The following is a 15464-nucleotide window of genomic DNA, read 5'->3' on the forward strand; positions in this document are numbered from 1 at the left end:
CATATCGTTAGGCGATGACAAAACTCTATTTTTTCCTTCCCATTTTTTCGGCTTCATTGCTGTTCGCCCAACAAAGAGATTCGGCAGAGCTGATCTCGGAAGTCCGTATCGATGCTTATAAAAAACCGACGGCTTTTATCTCTTCCACCAAATCGGTTTCCGTGGTTTCTCAAAATCTGCTGATCCAGAACCCGCCGGAAAGGATGCTCGAATCCATCAACCAGATTGCAGGAGCAAGAATGGAAGAGCGCTCACCGGGAAGTTACCGGATTTCCCTGCGTGGTAGTACGCTGAGATCACCTTTCGGGGTGAGAAATGTCAAAGTATATCTGGATGATTTTATTTTATCGGATGCCTCGGGAAACACATATTTTAATGTACTTTCTCCTGAACTGATCGACAGGATAGAAATCTATAAAGGTCCGGAAGGTGGAGATTACGGAGCGGCTACGGGAGGTACTGTTCTTCTGAAAACAAAAAGCGCGGATCAGATTTCAGCCAGCCTTTCAGCCGGAAGCTACGGAACCTTCAACCAGAGTTTTGATCTATCCAGGCAGATTGGAAAACACTTTGTTGAGGTTTTTCAGAACTATTACCAAACCGATTCCTATCGGGAACAGGCTAAAGTTCAGCGAAAACAGGTATTTCTTAAAGATCATTTTAAATATTCCGAAAAAGGATTGCTGAAAGCGATGCTGATGTACTCCGACCTTGATTATCAAACCCCTGGCGGACTGACCCTGGAGCAGATGAACGCTGACCGAAGACAGGCCAGGCCGGCAACAAAAACGTTGCCCGGAGCAAAAGAACAGGATGCCGGAATCCGAAATAAAATGATTTTGGCCGGACTTTCCCATGAATTCAGCTTTAGTCCGGAATTTTCCCATTTCATATTGATCCAAGGTTCTTATGTTGATTTTGAAAATCCGTTCATTACCAATTTTGAAAACCGTTTTGAAAAGAATTTTTCACTGAGAACCCATTTTAATTACGAAAAAAACTGGAACGCTGTTTCATTGGCGTACCGTCTCGGATTTGAGGGAGGTATCAATGATATTCTGGTTAAAAATTATGATAACAACAGGGGAATGGAAGGAAACCCACAGAATTTCGATCAGCTGAAAAACATCTCAGGATTTTATTTTTTATCCCAAAAGCTGAATGTCGGCGAAAAACTTTTTACCGATATTTCGATCAGCCTGAATTCAAATGTATACGAATGGGAACGGATGTATCCGCGGTCAGAAAACGGGAAAGTAAGGTTTGGGAATCAATGGCTGCCCAATTTCGGGCTTACCTACATGCTGGGAAAAGGGTTTTCTCTACGGGGAAAAATCGGAAAAGGCAATTCGGCACCTACGAATGAGGAAATCCGCTCTTCAACGCAGCAGTTTAATCAGGATTTAAGACCTGAATTCGGCTGGAATAAGGAAGCCGGTATCAGGAAACAATTCGGAAACTCTATTTTTGTTGAAGGAAGTTATTTCGATTTCAGAATGAAAGATGCTATTGTAAGAAGGCAGAACGAAGCCGGACAGGAATATTTCGTCAATTCCGGGGAAACGGTTCAGAAGGGAGTGGAAGTTTTATTGGAATCTAAAAACTTTGATTTAAAAAATAATTTTCTGAGCCGGTTTAAATTTCGGTTTTCAGGCAGCTTTTATGATTTTAAATTTAAAAATTACAGACAGAACGAAACTGACTTTTCGGGAAATGAGCTCACCGGAGTTCCCAAAACAACGATCAACAGTTTGTTGAATTTTACTTTTTTCAGAAAGCTTTCTATAGATTATTCCCATTTTTATACTTCAAAAATCCCTTTGAACGACGCCAATTCGGTATGGTCAGACGCCTACCTGATCGGGAATATCCGGTTTGGGTTTCCAGTAGATTTAGATAAAACAAGACTAAATTTATTTTTTCAGATCCAGAATGTATACAATGAAGACTATGTATTGGGCTTTGATATCAACGCGTTCGGAAACCGGTATTACAACCCTGCGGCCAAAAGAAATTTTGTATTTGGAGTGAAGATTGATTTTTAATGACACAATAAACAAAGCAAAATAAGATTTTTTTATCCGGTCACTTGTTATTAATTATATTTCTTTGCGGAAAATTTATTATTAAGAATATGCTTCACAATCATCTCCGCATGAACCCTGGAGTTTTCTATAAACCACAGATGTGTATCTTTTCCGCCACAGACCACACCGGCAAGATATAATCCCGGTACATTGGTTTCCATCGTTTCAGGGTGGTAAAGAGGATTCAGGCATTCGCCCTGCAATTCGATACCAGAATCTTTTAGGAAATCGAAGTTGGGAAGATAACCGGTCATGGCCAGTACAAAGTCATTTTCAATCTCATTGAGTTCGCCGTTCTGATCTTTAAATACAACTGAATTTTCTTTGATTTCCAGTAATTCCGCTCTGAAATGTGCGGTAATGCTTCCTTCTTCAATCCGGTTTTCAATATCTGGCTTTACCCAATATTTTACGCTGGGCGAAATGGCATCATGGCGGATGATCATCGTTACTTCAGCACCTTTCCGGTAGGTTTCCAGAGCGGCGTCCACTGCCGAATTGCTGGAACCTACAACCACAATTTTCTGTTGGGCGTAAGGATAGGGTTCGGTATAGTAATGCTTTACTTTGGCTAAATTTTCACCCGGAATATTCATAAGATTGGGGATGTCATAAAATCCGGTAGAGATAATGACGTGCCGGGCGGCATACTTTCCTTTTGTCGTCTCAATGGTGAAAACTTCATTTTCTTTGAAAACTTTTTCCACTTTCTCATACAGGTTAATATTGATATTCCGCTGCCGGGCAATACCCTGGTAATATTCCAGCGCTTCCTGCCGTCCCGGCTTCGGGGCTGTAGAAATAAACGGAATGCCATCAATTTCCAGCTTCTCTGCCGTTGAAAAGAATCTCATGTACAACGGATAATTGTATAACGAATTTACGATGGTTCCTTTTTCAATAATCAGGTAGCTGAGGTTATTTTTTTTGGCTTCCAGTGCACAGTTTAATCCGATAGGGCCGCCTCCGATGATGAGAATATCTAAAATTTCCATAAAACGAAATTACAAAAAACGGATAAGCAATACATTATAAACTCAGCAAAAACCATACAACAGGCCATTGTTTTCTAATTAAAGATAAAAGGAAGCGTAGAGATTTAGAAAATGTGGCATCTATTTTGGTGCATCAAAAGGTTAAATATCATGAAAATATGAAAAAAGCAGTTATTCTCTTATCCTTTCTGGCTGTAGTTGCCTGTAAGAAAAATCCGGAAAAATTCGTTAACGATAAAGCCGACTCCACTAAGCCTGCGCAGACCGGAAACAGACAGCAGACATCAGTAAGTGTAGATAAGGAAACTGCTCTGAAAGCAGCTAATGAAGGGGTGCTCCAAGCATTAAAGGATAAAAATTACAAAAGGTTTGCCGACTTTATCCATCCTGAAAAAGGTGTGCGGTTTTCGATGTATGCCTTTGTAAGTCCGGAAGGCGATAAGCTTTTTTCGAAGTCGGATTTCATCAAATATCAGCCGACAAAAACTATTTTTACCTGGGGTGCGCTGGACGGCTCGGGGGATCTTTACAAATCGACGATTACCGATTATCTGATTAAATGGGTTTACTCAAAAGATTTTGCAACCGGACAGGTATCTATCAATGAATTTCAGGGAAAAGGAAATTCAATGAACAATTTAAAAGAAATTTATCCAAAAGCCGATTTTACGGAAAACTTTGTCAAAGGTTCAGAGTCCAACCCGGAAATGGATTGGAAATGCCTTCGTCTTGTGTTTGAACAGTATCAGGGAAAATATTACCTAATAGGAGTTGTCAATGATCAGTGGACAATCTAAAAGTCCCCACAGATTCAATAGTTTTTTACGGATAAGGATGTGATGTGGCTTCGAGTAGTCTCAGCCACCATGACATTGTTATTTGAACCATGACTATAAAACACATACCTGAAAAACTCCAACACCTTGTTTGTCATTCCCGCAGGGAATCTCAACATCGTATTAGAGATCCCTAAATGTTTTCAAAGGTGGCTTCAACATTCCCAGTCACCAAATTTTCATATGCCTGATGGGTTAATCTTTTACGGTTTAAAAAAGCGATTTAAAATTTCAGCCAGCTTTTTCGTCAGGTTCCTTCTGGAGAACTGCTCAATGTTTTGGGCATTTGCAGTCAGGCTGCCGTTTTTCCAAAGCTCAAACTTTTCGAGGATAAATGCTTTGATTTTTTCAGTATCGTCATAGCTGAAATGTTTACCTGCCTGGGTTTCCTTAAGGATTTTTGCCACATCAGCCTTATCGGGCCCAAAAGAAATGATTTGCTTTCCCGTAGCAAGGTATTCGAAAATTTTCCCCGGAATGATGCCCTTTGAAGAAGCGTTGGGAAAATTGGTAATTAGTAACAGATCCGAGGTCTGCATTTCGTCGATGGCCTTGTCATGGGAAAGGTAGCCGAGATTAAGAATGTTATTCTTTACAGCAGAATTTTCTATTGAATTCAGAATTTTATCATCAATCCTTCCGGCAAATTTTAAAGTAAAATTCCCTGCAAATTCAGGATTTGTTTTCACCAGATCCTCTAAAGCTTTCCAGAGGTTTTCAGGATTTCTCAATTGTTCAAGAACGCCGATATAGCTCAGGGTGAATTTTTGTGGTTGGCTACCGTTTAATGCCGGTTTCTGACTATGGGAATTCGCATCGGCTTCATCAAACCCATTGGTAATGCAAATGGCATTGGCTCCATTCTTCCTGAAATTTTCTGCGTCGGTATAGCTCGTGGCCAATGTAAAATCGGCATTTCTGAAGACTTCGCTTTCCAGTTGACGGTGCTTTTTATCAGAGCTTTTCGTAAGCTTCAGGTGTTTGTAATAAGAAATTTCCGTCCACGGATCACGGAAGTCGGCAATCCATTTCAGCTCAGGCCGCTTTTTTTTCAGTGCCAGGCCGATAAGGTGCAGCGAATGCGGCGGCCCGGAAGTAACTACGACATCAATCTTGTTTTTTTTTAAATACTGTTCCAGAAATTTTACGGAAGGCTTCACCCAGAATACCCTCGCATCCGGAATGAAAAAATTCCCTCGTACCCAGATCGAAAGCCTGGATTTCCAGCTCTGGTTCTTTCCTACATCAAACTGTCCGGCTTTAAACTTCTTATTGCTTTTATTCAGTTTTTCGGCAAGCTGATAAGGTTCCCAGATTTTTGTTTTTACCATCTCGATATCTTCCGGGATATCTTTCAGCAGACTTTCGTCCAATAGAGGATAGCTTGGATTCTCCGGGGTGTAGATCACCGGTTTCCAGCCGTTTTCAGGCAGGTACTTGGCAAATTTCAGCCACCGCTGAACACCAGGGCCTCCCGCAGGAGGCCAGTAATAGGTGATAATGAGTATTTTTTTTTGAGAATCCATTGATTTTTATTTTAACCGCAAAAGAGACAAAAGATGAATATGGCTTTTCAGTGATTCAAAAGTTGACAAAATGTAAACGGATATTTTAATTAAGTTGGTCAAAGTACTTATTAATGAAGGTTTCCTGACCAAAATGATAGATGTTTTTTACATTAAAATTTACCAGAATTCCTTTAGGAACTTTCAACAAATTTATATAATTAATAACCTGTGATCTATGAATCTCCAGAATAGAAGAAACTGCTTTTATTTCTAAGACAATTAAATCTTCTACTAAAAAATCGCATTTAAAATCACACTGTAAATGTTCATCTTTGTAAATTACGGGAATCTGAAACTCGGATTTATATTTTATATCTCTTAATTTAAACTCTTTTTCTAAAGCTTTATGATAAACAATTTCTGCCAATCCTGCACCCAAAATCTTATGAACTTCAATACAAGCCCCATTAATCCGATAAGTCAGATCTGTTATATATTTTTGAGTAATCATTAAAACAATGCTTTTTCAAACTTTTGAATTTCTACAATTCAGCAACTTTTCTTTTGTCTCTTTTGCGGTAAAAAAGATAAATCCCCAGTCCGCTTAAAATAACAAACAATCCGAAGCAGATCAGCGATATCCATTTTCCTTTTTCGATGACTTCCGGCTCAAAGACCATTCTTACGCGGTGGTTTCCGGCAGGTACATGCACGGCACGCAGCAGGTAATCAGCTTTGATGTAAGGCACTTCTTTTTCATCAATGAATATCTTCCAGCCATGAGGATAATAAATTTCAGAGAATACAGCCAGTTGCGGTGTTTTCGATTGTGATTTAAATTCTAATTCGTTCGGCTGGTATCGCGTTAAGTTAATAAATGCAGTAGAATCGGCCTGAACGGATTTCCCTTCAAAATATTTACGGTCGGAAGAAGCGATAACGGCAGTTCTTTTACTGTTGATCGTACCGATCGCCTTGATTTCCTGGTTCGGAGAATCCACAAATTTCAGATCGCTGACAAACCATGCGTTTCCATTCGCTTTGGGATTTGGAATGGCCTGTGGCTGCTCCGGTCCGCCTAATACGAGGTATTTGGCATTCAATAGGTTTAAGATATTCGGAACTTTTACCGAGTCCATCACCTGGAAATATTCGTTGATGACATCGTCATATCTTCTCAGTTTTACCGCGTGGTAACCCCCGATGGAAGATTTGAAATAAGAAGTATTCGTCTCGCTGAATGTTCCTAAAATATTATTGAAAATACGGTAATGCGTTTTGTCTTTGTCGGCAATGGTTTCTAAAGTTTTATTAACGTTGACATTCGCTAAGATCGATTCCAGGTTCGGGTTTCCCTGGGCCTTTTCAGCCAGCAGATCCGAACTTTCCGTTTGGAAAGGGTTTTCAGCAAAGATTTTGTCTACATAATTTTCATCATTCAGATAACGCTTGTTTACCGTCCATAAGTCGAATAAGCTCACTGCGCCGATAATGACCAAGGCAATATTCTGATTGAGTTTTTGCTTCAATACCATAAACAAAGCCGCAACCGTAATCGCTACATAGAAAAATGCTTTAATGGCATCCACCCTGAACATTTTAAATCTTTCTTCAATTAAGTAATCCAAAAGGAAAGGAGGAAGATAGGTCTTTTCATTTTCCGTCTGGAAACCTAAAAGGGATTTTCCGAAGAGCAGCAGGATCAGGACAAAACCTAATGTTCCGCCGCCCACGTACAAAAGAATTTTCTGTTTGTATTCTTTGGTTAATTCGTTATCCGTAAAGAATCGGTACAATCCGATAATAGCGATTAAAGGGAACAACAGTTCCACCACTACCAGGATCGAAGAAGGTGCCCTAAACTTATTATAAAAAGGAATAAAATCGATAAAGAAATCGGAAAGCGCCATGAAATTGCTTCCCCAGGCTAAAAAAATGGTAAGAACCGAAGCACCTAAAATCCAGTAACGGTACTTTTTCCAGGCAAAGAACAAACCTAACAGAGCCAGGAAACATACGATTGCTCCCTGATACGCAGGACCGGAAGTTCCCGGCTGGTCTCCCCAATAAGTAAGGTTTCCAAATCCTTTCGATATCCTGTCCATTTCAGTTTGGGAACCCACATTTTCCTGAACCATTTCCTGGATCTTCGCCATCATTTCCTTGCCTTCCGGTTCCTGGCTTCCGCCGCCCATCAGTCTCGGAATAAAAAGATTCAGGGTTTCAAGCTTCCCGTAGCTCCACATCAGCATGCTTTCTTTATCCATTCCCGAATCTCCTCCGGTATGGCTTTCATTGGTAAGGATCTGCTTTCCGCGGACAGTTTCTTTTATATATTCTGAATTGGCCATGATTCTCTGGGAATTCATTCCAACTCCTATTAAACAGGAAGCGGCAATGATTCCGGAAGAGATCAGGAAATGTTTTACCGATGTTTTTTTCTGAATAGTCCTGATTAATTCGGACAGGAATAAAAATCCTAATGCCAGGAAAAGGTAATAGGTCATCTGCGGATGGTTCGCCGCAATCTGAAGCCCCATGAAAAGGGTGGTGACAATGAATCCCCAGATGTATTGCTTCCGGATATAAACGAGCAGCATCCCGGCTAAAAGCGGGGCGAAATACTCGATGGTATTAATCTTACCGTTGTGTCCCGCCGCAATGGCAATATAAAAATAAGTTGAGAGGCTGAAAAAAGTAGCTCCCAACAGCGCATATTTCCAGTTTCTTACCACGACCATTCCCAACAGGAAAAAGCCAGCCGCAAGAAGAAAAAGGTAATTGACAGGCCGCGGGAAAAAGTTCAGCTTGGAGTCGATATTCTTAATGATATCTCCTTCAAACCGGCTTCCCATCTGATAGGTCGGCATCCCGCCGAACATGGAGTCGCTCCAGTACGTTTCTTTTCCGGTGGCATCCCGGTAATCGAGGAGTTCCTTCGCTCCACCGCGATATTGCACGATATCATGCTGGAAAAGCTGTTTCCCCGTAATCACGGGAGTGGAGTATAAAAATGCTAAAACGATAAATACAACTAATGAAATTGCAATATAAATCAGGTTTTTATTTTTCGCCATGTGGATGGTTATTATCTTTATTTTTTGGAATGATTACCTTTTGTCCTTGCTTTCTTTTACCTCTTCGTAGTCTACGGTTTCCGCATCCCAATTGAGGCCTTGGTTATTCTTATCAGAGTTTTGTAGATCCGGCTTGCTATTATTGTTCTGCTGGTTATTGAATCGGTAACTGTAAAACGTCTTGAAGAAAATCCTTTTCAGAATATTCCAGACAAAGAAAATAATAATGGCGCTGAGTACGAGCTCAAGAATATATTTCATAATTTTTATTTAAAATAATTTATATGATAATGAGAGGTTTAAGCCATCCATTGTCATATCATGATAAGCACCATAATAAGAAGAACTAAAATTAGGAATTGTTCCCAATTTTAATTCAGCACCAAACTTATCATAATTATATCCTAGTCCAAATGAATAACCATAAAGTCCACCGCTAGCTTTAGAAGAAAAATTATCTACTGTAAAATTATCTTTATTTAACATTAAATTATAGTATAATGCCGTTGAAATATAAATTTTAGACTTCTGATTTAAAAACATATTGTATTTAAATCCCAGAGGAATTTGAATTGATGAAAAATTGACTCTAAAATTTCTTCTGTTATAATCATTCACCGTAAATTTTACAGTCTGAAAACTAGGCTCAGAAAAAATTGCCCATTTCCCTTTGTTAAAATTTAAAATATATTCTAATTCTAAAGCAGCTTTAAAAGCAATTGAATTCTCTTTTTTTTCACCTATAGATAAATTTTCTGACGGAGGTAATATTTTATAATGTGAAAGACCAACACCAGATTTAACATAGATATGAAAATTATTTTTATTATTACTGCTTATATCTGCTAAGTCATCATAATTTTTAAATATCCTCATTAACTCATTTTCTCTATAAACTAAGTTATCTATATCTTTGGCTCTAATTTTTTCATTATCTGAAAATTCTTTTTTTAATTGACTTTTATATTCTTCATTTTTCTGAAGTAAGTTATTGTTTACTAAATATTCTTTATAATTTAGCGGCTTAAATGTGTTATCATTTTCTTTTTTATAAAAGAAACGTGTAATAGAACCGTCTGTGTATCTATAAAGACTTACTTTCCCTTCTAAAAGTTGTTTTAAAAGTAAAGTTTCTTCTTTACTATTAAAGTTTGGTGAATCAGATAGATTCTCAATTTTAGATGAGGATCTATCAATCATTACTTTTGCGGTTACATATTTTTGGTCTCCTACCGAAAATTCCTGTAAATCTGAAGTTTTTATTTTTAAAGGAGTTTGATCATCTTTAATTTTATATTCAATGACGGTAGGGTTATTTTTCCAGTCATAGTTTTTTATTAAAACATCAGTTTTTTCACCGTTATTATTGATAAAATATCCATTTTCAAAAGTAATTTGCCCATAAGCAAAAGTTGATAGTAGCAATAAAGCAGCGTAAAATAAATTTTTCAAGGTTACTATTTTAAATTTAAGATTTTAATTATTATTTAGCGGAAGGATTTACCATGACAGAAGAGTTGGAAACACTGGTCATCGACTGTGATTCTTTCCCTTTTGAAATGCTTTCGATCTGGGTTGTTTTTACGGAAATGTTCTGGTTCTTGATCCACCCCGTATTCTGGTCAAACTTAATGGTTCCGTTCTGCGTCAGTTCGCTGCTTAAGCTGTGGGTTACATCGCCCTGGTTCTGTTTTTCAACTTTTTTAGGAATTCCACCTGTTACGGAAATTTCTACCACCCCATTTCCTGCGCTTTTCAGTGTGTAATTTGATGTTACTTTAATTCTTCCCTGCGCATCGGCATTTTCACTGTTAGACCATTTTCCGCCGATCTTAGCTCCTTTTTTAGGAATAATCGTCAGGTTTTTGGTGAACTGGTCTTTCAGCACTTTTTCATTAAACGATTCTTTAAGGCTAGCGACTACGTTTTCTTTCTGGCTTTTGTCTTTAATAAGCGTTCCTACCGAATTGGCCACTTTATTGTAAATGGGATCGAATCCGGTAATGGAGATCACATTTCCTTTGGTATCCATTTTCATGTTCAGCTTATTTCCGGTTAAGGCTCTGTTGATATTCCAGATCATTTTCAGGTCGTCTTCTTTCGGAATTGGTAATTTCGTATCCACAACGAGGGTTTTGCCCTGAGCCGTTTGTGAGTTTCTTTTAGCAATAAGGTTTAGGGTAATGTCGTAAACATTGCCTTTCACATCGTTTACCGTAAAAGACATTTCGTCCGTAGATTCGCTGGTCGCATTAATGGTTTTCCCGTTAGGATCCGTCATGGTTTTGGTATCCCTCTGATAGGTCGTCAAAGGATAGGTTTTTCCTTTTTCCAACTTAAACGTCTGGGTGTAGATGCCCGCTGAATCTTTGATCGCCGGGTTTTCTTCTACTTTCGCCACGGAATCGGCCGGAACTTCCACCGTGATGGTTTTTCCGGTTTTAGGATCAACTTTCGTGATTTTTGCCGTTTCTTTTTTATTACAGGAAACTAAAGCTATGGTTGAGATCAGCGCTATTGCTGCTATGTTTTTCATTTAGGGATTTTTTTAATGTTAATTAATTGGCTTCGTAAATTTCTGTCGTACCGCTTCATACAAAATCGCTCCGCAGGCTACAGAAACATTTAAAGACTGTGTTTTTCCTTCAATCGGTAATTTTATTTTTTCGTCGGCGTGATGCAGCACTTCTTTGGAAATTCCGGTTTCTTCATTACCCATTACAATAGCGGAAGGCTCGGTAAAATCAACGTCATAAATCAATTTTTCCGCTTTTTCGCTGGCGGCATATACGGAAATTCCGCTTTGCTGAAGAAAATCCACTACGTGCGCCAGGTTGGGTGCTTTACAGATCTTCACATTATACAGTGCTCCCGCAGAAGTTTTAATGGCGTCTGAATTGATGGGTGCTGCTCCTTTTTCAGGAATAATCACCGCGTCCACTCCCACACATTCCGCGGTTCTGCAGATCGCTCCGAAGTTTCTGACGTCGGTAAGGCGGTCTAAAATTAATAAAAACGGCGTTTTTCCTTCTTCAAAAAGCTGAGGCACAATATCCTCTACTTTGTGAAACGGCACATCCGAAATAAACGCCACCACTCCCTGGTGGTTCTTCCTTGTAAAACGGTTGAGTTTTTCAACCGGGACGTAATTGGGACGGATTTTATTTTTAGCTAAAATAGCCTTAAGTTCAGCATAAATCGGTCCCTGCAGCGCATTCTGCACAAAGACCTTGTCAATTGTTTTTCCCGCTTCAATAGCTTCAATTACGGGACGTAATCCAAAGATGAAATCGTCCTTTTTATCGTTGTTGTTCATTTACTTAAATTAATGTTTATGAGGCAAAATAATATCCAGAAAGAAGGTTTTCTTCAATTTCTATTGCTTGTCCTCGAAATATAGCTATATCCTCATTATTTCGGAACCACACTAAATCGAAAACTCTTCTATTACTATCTGAAATTCTAATATTTAAATTTACAATTTCTGAAGTGTTACCTTCTCTCCAAGTTGATAAATAACTATTATCGAATCTATTTTCGTTATTAATTGTATCAGCACTTTCTGTACGTATAGATGTATCGGCATCATTAAAAAATTCGCCTACTAGATTTCCATTGTTGGTCAATCGAAAATAAAAAAAGCCTCTTGTCATTTTGATATTTTAAATAGTGAATGGTCAGTGGTCAACTTTACTTCGTAAGTCAATTGTATATTTTTAAAATTCACGTTTGACTATTGACTTGCAAAGCAAAATTCACTTGAACTATCTTCCTTTTTCTCCTAAAATTGCTCTTTTCTGTGCCAGCGCATATCCGTAGTGCAGGCTTTCGTGCATATTGTTAAAAATAATTGCATCCTGAATGCTTTTCAGATCCATCCCAAAGCTGGTGGTGTATGGTGTATAATCGGAAAACAAATCGCTGTCATAATCTTTCATCAGGATCTTTGATGTCTCCGTCAACAGGAATTCCAGGTCTTCCACTTCGGATTTCTGAACGTCAAGATTCGGCAGGGTACCTTTCTTGTAGGTTTCGATCCAGTATTTATCAATTCTGAAAGGATTTCCGCTCAGGTAATAATGCAGAAGCTGCTGGGTAGCAACGGTGTGGGCAATGTTCCAGTATAAGTTATTGTTGAAACCGTCCGGAATCAGCAAAAGGTCTTCATGTGAAGTATTCTGTAAAATATCGAGAAGATTCTTTCGGACCTGCCGGTGCGCTTGAAAATGATAATTCATTTTGCAAATTTTTTAATCACCAAAAATAGTTTAATAAACTGGAAATGACAATTTTTGAAAGGTGCATTGAAGTGAAATTTATATATTTTTATGAAAAATGGCAATCATCCTGTTAAATTACATGGTTTCATTCTATTTTCAATCCTGCATTGATGTCGGAACATTTAACAAACTTTAACTCAAAGATGGCATTTTTTGTGTTGATTAATGCAAGTATTTATTAGAAATTTACCAATTATTTTAAATAAGACTATGTCAGATACATATCAGGCGGATGATATTCGTCAGCTAACGGAACAGGTAAAGGAGGCCAACTTCTATTTTTCCCGTCTTCGCGAGGAAATCAACAAAGTAATTATCGGTCAGGAATATATGATCGACCGTCTTTTGATAGGACTTTTAGGGAATGGTCACGTTCTTTTAGAGGGGGTTCCCGGATTGGCAAAAACTTTGGCGATCAAGACCCTGGCGGAAGCGGTTCATGGTGAGTTCTCTAGAATCCAGTTTACGCCAGATCTGCTTCCTGCAGATGTGGTAGGAACCATGATCTATAATGTGAAAGACAATGATTTTTCTATTAAAAGAGGTCCTGTGTTTGCGAATTTCGTATTGGCGGATGAGATCAACCGGGCACCGGCCAAAGTACAGTCGGCCCTGCTGGAAGTGATGCAGGAAAAACAGGTAACAATTGGGGACGAAACGATGAAGCTTCCGAAGCCTTTTCTCGTATTGGCTACCCAGAACCCGATCGATCAGGAAGGAACTTATCTTCTGCCGGAAGCGCAAAGTGACCGTTTCATGCTGAAATGCACCATCGATTATCCAAAATTTGAAGATGAAAGAATGGTGATGCGGATGGTTTCCACTTCTCACCAGCCGACAGTAAAACCTGTAATCTCACTCGAACATATTGTAGCTGCGAAAGAACTGATCAATCAGATTTATCTTGACGAAAAAATTGAAAAATATATTCTCGATATGGTGTTTGCTACCCGTTTTCCTGAAAATTACGGATTGGCTGAACTGAAAAACTATATCGGTTTCGGCGCTTCACCGAGAGCATCTATTAACCTGGCAATTGCTTCCAGGGCTTATGCGTTCCTGAGAGGAAGAGCATTTGTGATCCCTGAAGATGTGAAAGCATTGGCAAAAGACGTATTGAGACACAGGATCGGTTTAACGTTCGAAGCAGAGGCAGAAGAAATTTCATCAGAAGAAATCATCAACAGAATTTTAGCGAAAATTCAGGCTCCGTAATGGATGACGTGACGATAAGAAAAGCTGTCCGGGAAGATTGTGCGCCAATGCTGGCGCTGATCAAGGAACTGGCGGAATATGAAAAGGCATTGCATGAGGTTACTTTAACGCTGGAACAGTTTTCTGAAGACGGATTCGGAAATAATCCTGTTTGGGGAGCTTTTGTAGCAGAAACCGACGGAAAGATTCTTGGAATTTCTTTGTATTATGACCGGTATTCTACCTGGAAGGGAAGGAGGCTGTATCTGGAAGATCTGGTAGTAACTGAAAAGATGAGAGGTAAACAGATTGGCAAGAAACTATTTGAAGCAACAATGGATTATGGAAAATCAAATAACTACAGTGGCATGGTTTTCCAGGTACTGAACTGGAACGAGCCGGCCATTAGTTTCTATAAAAAATACAGTCCGAAATTTGATGAGGAGTGGCTTAATGTTTCGATCGAATTCAAAGTTTAAAGTGCAAGGTTTAAAATTCTTATTACCTATATTAAAGATTTTTAAAATTTAATATCCGAACTAAAAACATTTAACCCTAAACATTAAATCTTAAATGAATTAAGTGCTATGCAGATAAAAGATATTGTAAAAAAAGTAAAGCAGATTGAAATCCGTACCCGAAAAAAGACGGAAGCTACTTTGATGGGGCAATATCACAGTGCTTTTAAAGGCCAGGGAATGACGTTTTCAGAAGTGCGTCCGTACCAGTTCGGAGATGAGATCCGTAGGATCGACTGGAACAAAACGGCCCGTTTCCGCGAGCCTTTCGTGAAAGTGATGGAAGAGGAAAGGGAACTGACCATGATGCTGCTCGTCGATATTTCGGCGTCTATGGATTATGGGACCAAAACCCAGCTGAAAAGGGAATATGTTGCAGAAATTGCTGCAAGTCTCGGCTTTTCGGCAGCAGGAAATAACGATAAAGTAGGCTTGATTTTATTTGCCGACAAAGTATATAAAGTGATTCCTCCGCAAAAAGGAAGAAAGCATATTCTCTCGATTATCAGTATGATCCTGACGGCCGATTATGTGCCGGCTGTTTCAAAGATCGATAAAGCCATGGAATATATGATGGGCATTTTTAAAAGAAAATCACTCGTTTTCCTGTTTTCGGATTTTGAGGATGAATATGATTCCAAAATGCTGCGGGTCGCTTCTAAGAAACATCAGTTGCTTGGGATGAGGATTTACGACGAAAAAGACAATGAAATTCCTGACGTAGGATATACGCTGTTATATGATGCCGAAACCGGAAAACAGGTTTGGGCAAATACGTCCAGTGCAAGGTGGAGATATACCTTTGCGGAAGCCAAGAAGCAGAAGCTGAGAACGCTGGAAGAAGATTTTGCCAATAGTTCCGCAAGCTTTATGAATGTAAATACGGGAGCGGACTATTCTAAATTGCTGTATAATTATTTTCAGAAAAAATAAAACAAACGGAAGTGGGCAAAGCTCATTTTAAAATGT

15 protein-coding genes are annotated in these 15464 nt (G+C 39.0%); 5 read left to right on the forward strand and 10 right to left on the reverse strand.

The window, feature by feature from the left end:
• Nucleotides 1-14: 14 nt before the first annotated feature.
• Nucleotides 15-2045 (forward strand): TonB-dependent receptor, encoded by a 2031-nt coding sequence (locus tag QE422_RS07810; protein ID WP_307456486.1) that lies wholly within the window; start codon nucleotides 15-17, stop codon nucleotides 2043-2045.
• Between the two features lie 50 nt (nucleotides 2046-2095).
• Here the strand turns inward: QE422_RS07810 and QE422_RS07815 are convergent, their stop codons facing one another.
• Nucleotides 2096-3082 carry a YpdA family putative bacillithiol disulfide reductase gene (locus tag QE422_RS07815; RefSeq protein ID WP_307456488.1) on the reverse strand — a complete coding sequence of 329 codons (987 nt, stop codon included), beginning with the start codon at nucleotides 3080-3082 and terminating at the stop codon, nucleotides 2096-2098.
• Nucleotides 3083-3240: 158 nt separating this feature from the next.
• Here QE422_RS07815 and QE422_RS07820 point away from each other — a divergent pair, with 158 nt between their 5' ends.
• The gene (locus QE422_RS07820) at nucleotides 3241-3879 is read left to right on the forward strand and encodes a hypothetical protein (protein ID WP_307456489.1); all 639 of its coding nucleotides are present in this window, start codon (nucleotides 3241-3243) and stop codon (nucleotides 3877-3879) included.
• Nucleotides 3880-4121: 242 nt separating this feature from the next.
• Here QE422_RS07820 and QE422_RS07825 read toward each other — a convergent pair whose 3' ends face one another.
• The 9 genes from QE422_RS07825 to QE422_RS07865 all read right to left on the reverse strand — a co-directional run bounded on the left by QE422_RS07825 (nucleotide 4122) and on the right by QE422_RS07865 (nucleotide 12741).
• Nucleotides 4122-5444 (reverse strand): glycosyltransferase family 4 protein, encoded by a 1323-nt coding sequence (locus QE422_RS07825; RefSeq protein ID WP_307456490.1) that lies wholly within the window; start codon nucleotides 5442-5444, stop codon nucleotides 4122-4124.
• Between the two features lie 85 nt (nucleotides 5445-5529).
• Nucleotides 5530-5937, reverse strand: coding sequence for a GxxExxY protein (locus tag QE422_RS07830; RefSeq protein ID WP_307456491.1), 408 nt, complete (start codon nucleotides 5935-5937; stop codon nucleotides 5530-5532).
• A gap of 31 nt (nucleotides 5938-5968) precedes the next feature.
• The gene (locus QE422_RS07835; protein WP_307456492.1) at nucleotides 5969-8503 is read right to left on the reverse strand and encodes a YfhO family protein; all 2535 of its coding nucleotides are present in this window, start codon (nucleotides 8501-8503) and stop codon (nucleotides 5969-5971) included.
• A 33-nt stretch (nucleotides 8504-8536) separates the two neighbouring features.
• Nucleotides 8537-8764, reverse strand: a complete 228-nt coding sequence (locus tag QE422_RS07840; protein ID WP_307456494.1) for a hypothetical protein — start codon at nucleotides 8762-8764, stop codon at nucleotides 8537-8539.
• A 9-nt stretch (nucleotides 8765-8773) separates the two neighbouring features.
• Complete coding sequence (locus QE422_RS07845) at nucleotides 8774-9955, reverse strand: hypothetical protein (protein WP_307456495.1); 1182 nt, start codon at nucleotides 9953-9955, stop codon at nucleotides 8774-8776.
• Between the two features lie 31 nt (nucleotides 9956-9986).
• Nucleotides 9987-11039 (reverse strand): DUF6263 family protein, encoded by a 1053-nt coding sequence (locus tag QE422_RS07850; RefSeq protein WP_307456496.1) that lies wholly within the window; start codon nucleotides 11037-11039, stop codon nucleotides 9987-9989.
• An 18-nt stretch (nucleotides 11040-11057) separates the two neighbouring features.
• The gene (gene rlmB / locus QE422_RS07855) at nucleotides 11058-11819 is read right to left on the reverse strand and encodes a 23S rRNA (guanosine(2251)-2'-O)-methyltransferase RlmB (protein WP_307456497.1); all 762 of its coding nucleotides are present in this window, start codon (nucleotides 11817-11819) and stop codon (nucleotides 11058-11060) included.
• Between the two features lie 16 nt (nucleotides 11820-11835).
• Nucleotides 11836-12156: a hypothetical protein gene (locus tag QE422_RS07860; protein WP_307456498.1), complete on the reverse strand. Its 321-nt coding sequence runs from the start codon at nucleotides 12154-12156 to the stop codon at nucleotides 11836-11838.
• A 111-nt stretch (nucleotides 12157-12267) separates the two neighbouring features.
• The gene (locus QE422_RS07865) at nucleotides 12268-12741 is read right to left on the reverse strand and encodes a DinB family protein (protein WP_307456499.1); all 474 of its coding nucleotides are present in this window, start codon (nucleotides 12739-12741) and stop codon (nucleotides 12268-12270) included.
• 252 nt (nucleotides 12742-12993) lie between these two features.
• Between QE422_RS07865 and QE422_RS07870 the strand changes: the two genes are divergently transcribed.
• The 3 genes from QE422_RS07870 to QE422_RS07880 all read left to right on the forward strand — a co-directional run bounded on the left by QE422_RS07870 (nucleotide 12994) and on the right by QE422_RS07880 (nucleotide 15428).
• The gene (locus QE422_RS07870) at nucleotides 12994-13998 is read left to right on the forward strand and encodes a MoxR family ATPase (RefSeq protein ID WP_307456500.1); all 1005 of its coding nucleotides are present in this window, start codon (nucleotides 12994-12996) and stop codon (nucleotides 13996-13998) included.
• Nucleotides 13998-14456, forward strand: a complete 459-nt coding sequence (locus tag QE422_RS07875; protein WP_307456502.1) for a GNAT family N-acetyltransferase — start codon at nucleotides 13998-14000, stop codon at nucleotides 14454-14456. The genes QE422_RS07870 and QE422_RS07875 overlap by 1 nt, the downstream gene beginning before the upstream one ends.
• A gap of 108 nt (nucleotides 14457-14564) precedes the next feature.
• Nucleotides 14565-15428 carry a DUF58 domain-containing protein gene (locus QE422_RS07880; protein ID WP_307456504.1) on the forward strand — a complete coding sequence of 288 codons (864 nt, stop codon included), beginning with the start codon at nucleotides 14565-14567 and terminating at the stop codon, nucleotides 15426-15428.
• The last annotated feature ends 36 nt before the right edge of the window (nucleotides 15429-15464 follow it).

Origin of the sequence: Chryseobacterium sp. SORGH_AS_0447, from assembly GCF_030818695.1 — a bacterium.
Classification (GTDB): domain Bacteria; phylum Bacteroidota; class Bacteroidia; order Flavobacteriales; family Weeksellaceae; genus Chryseobacterium.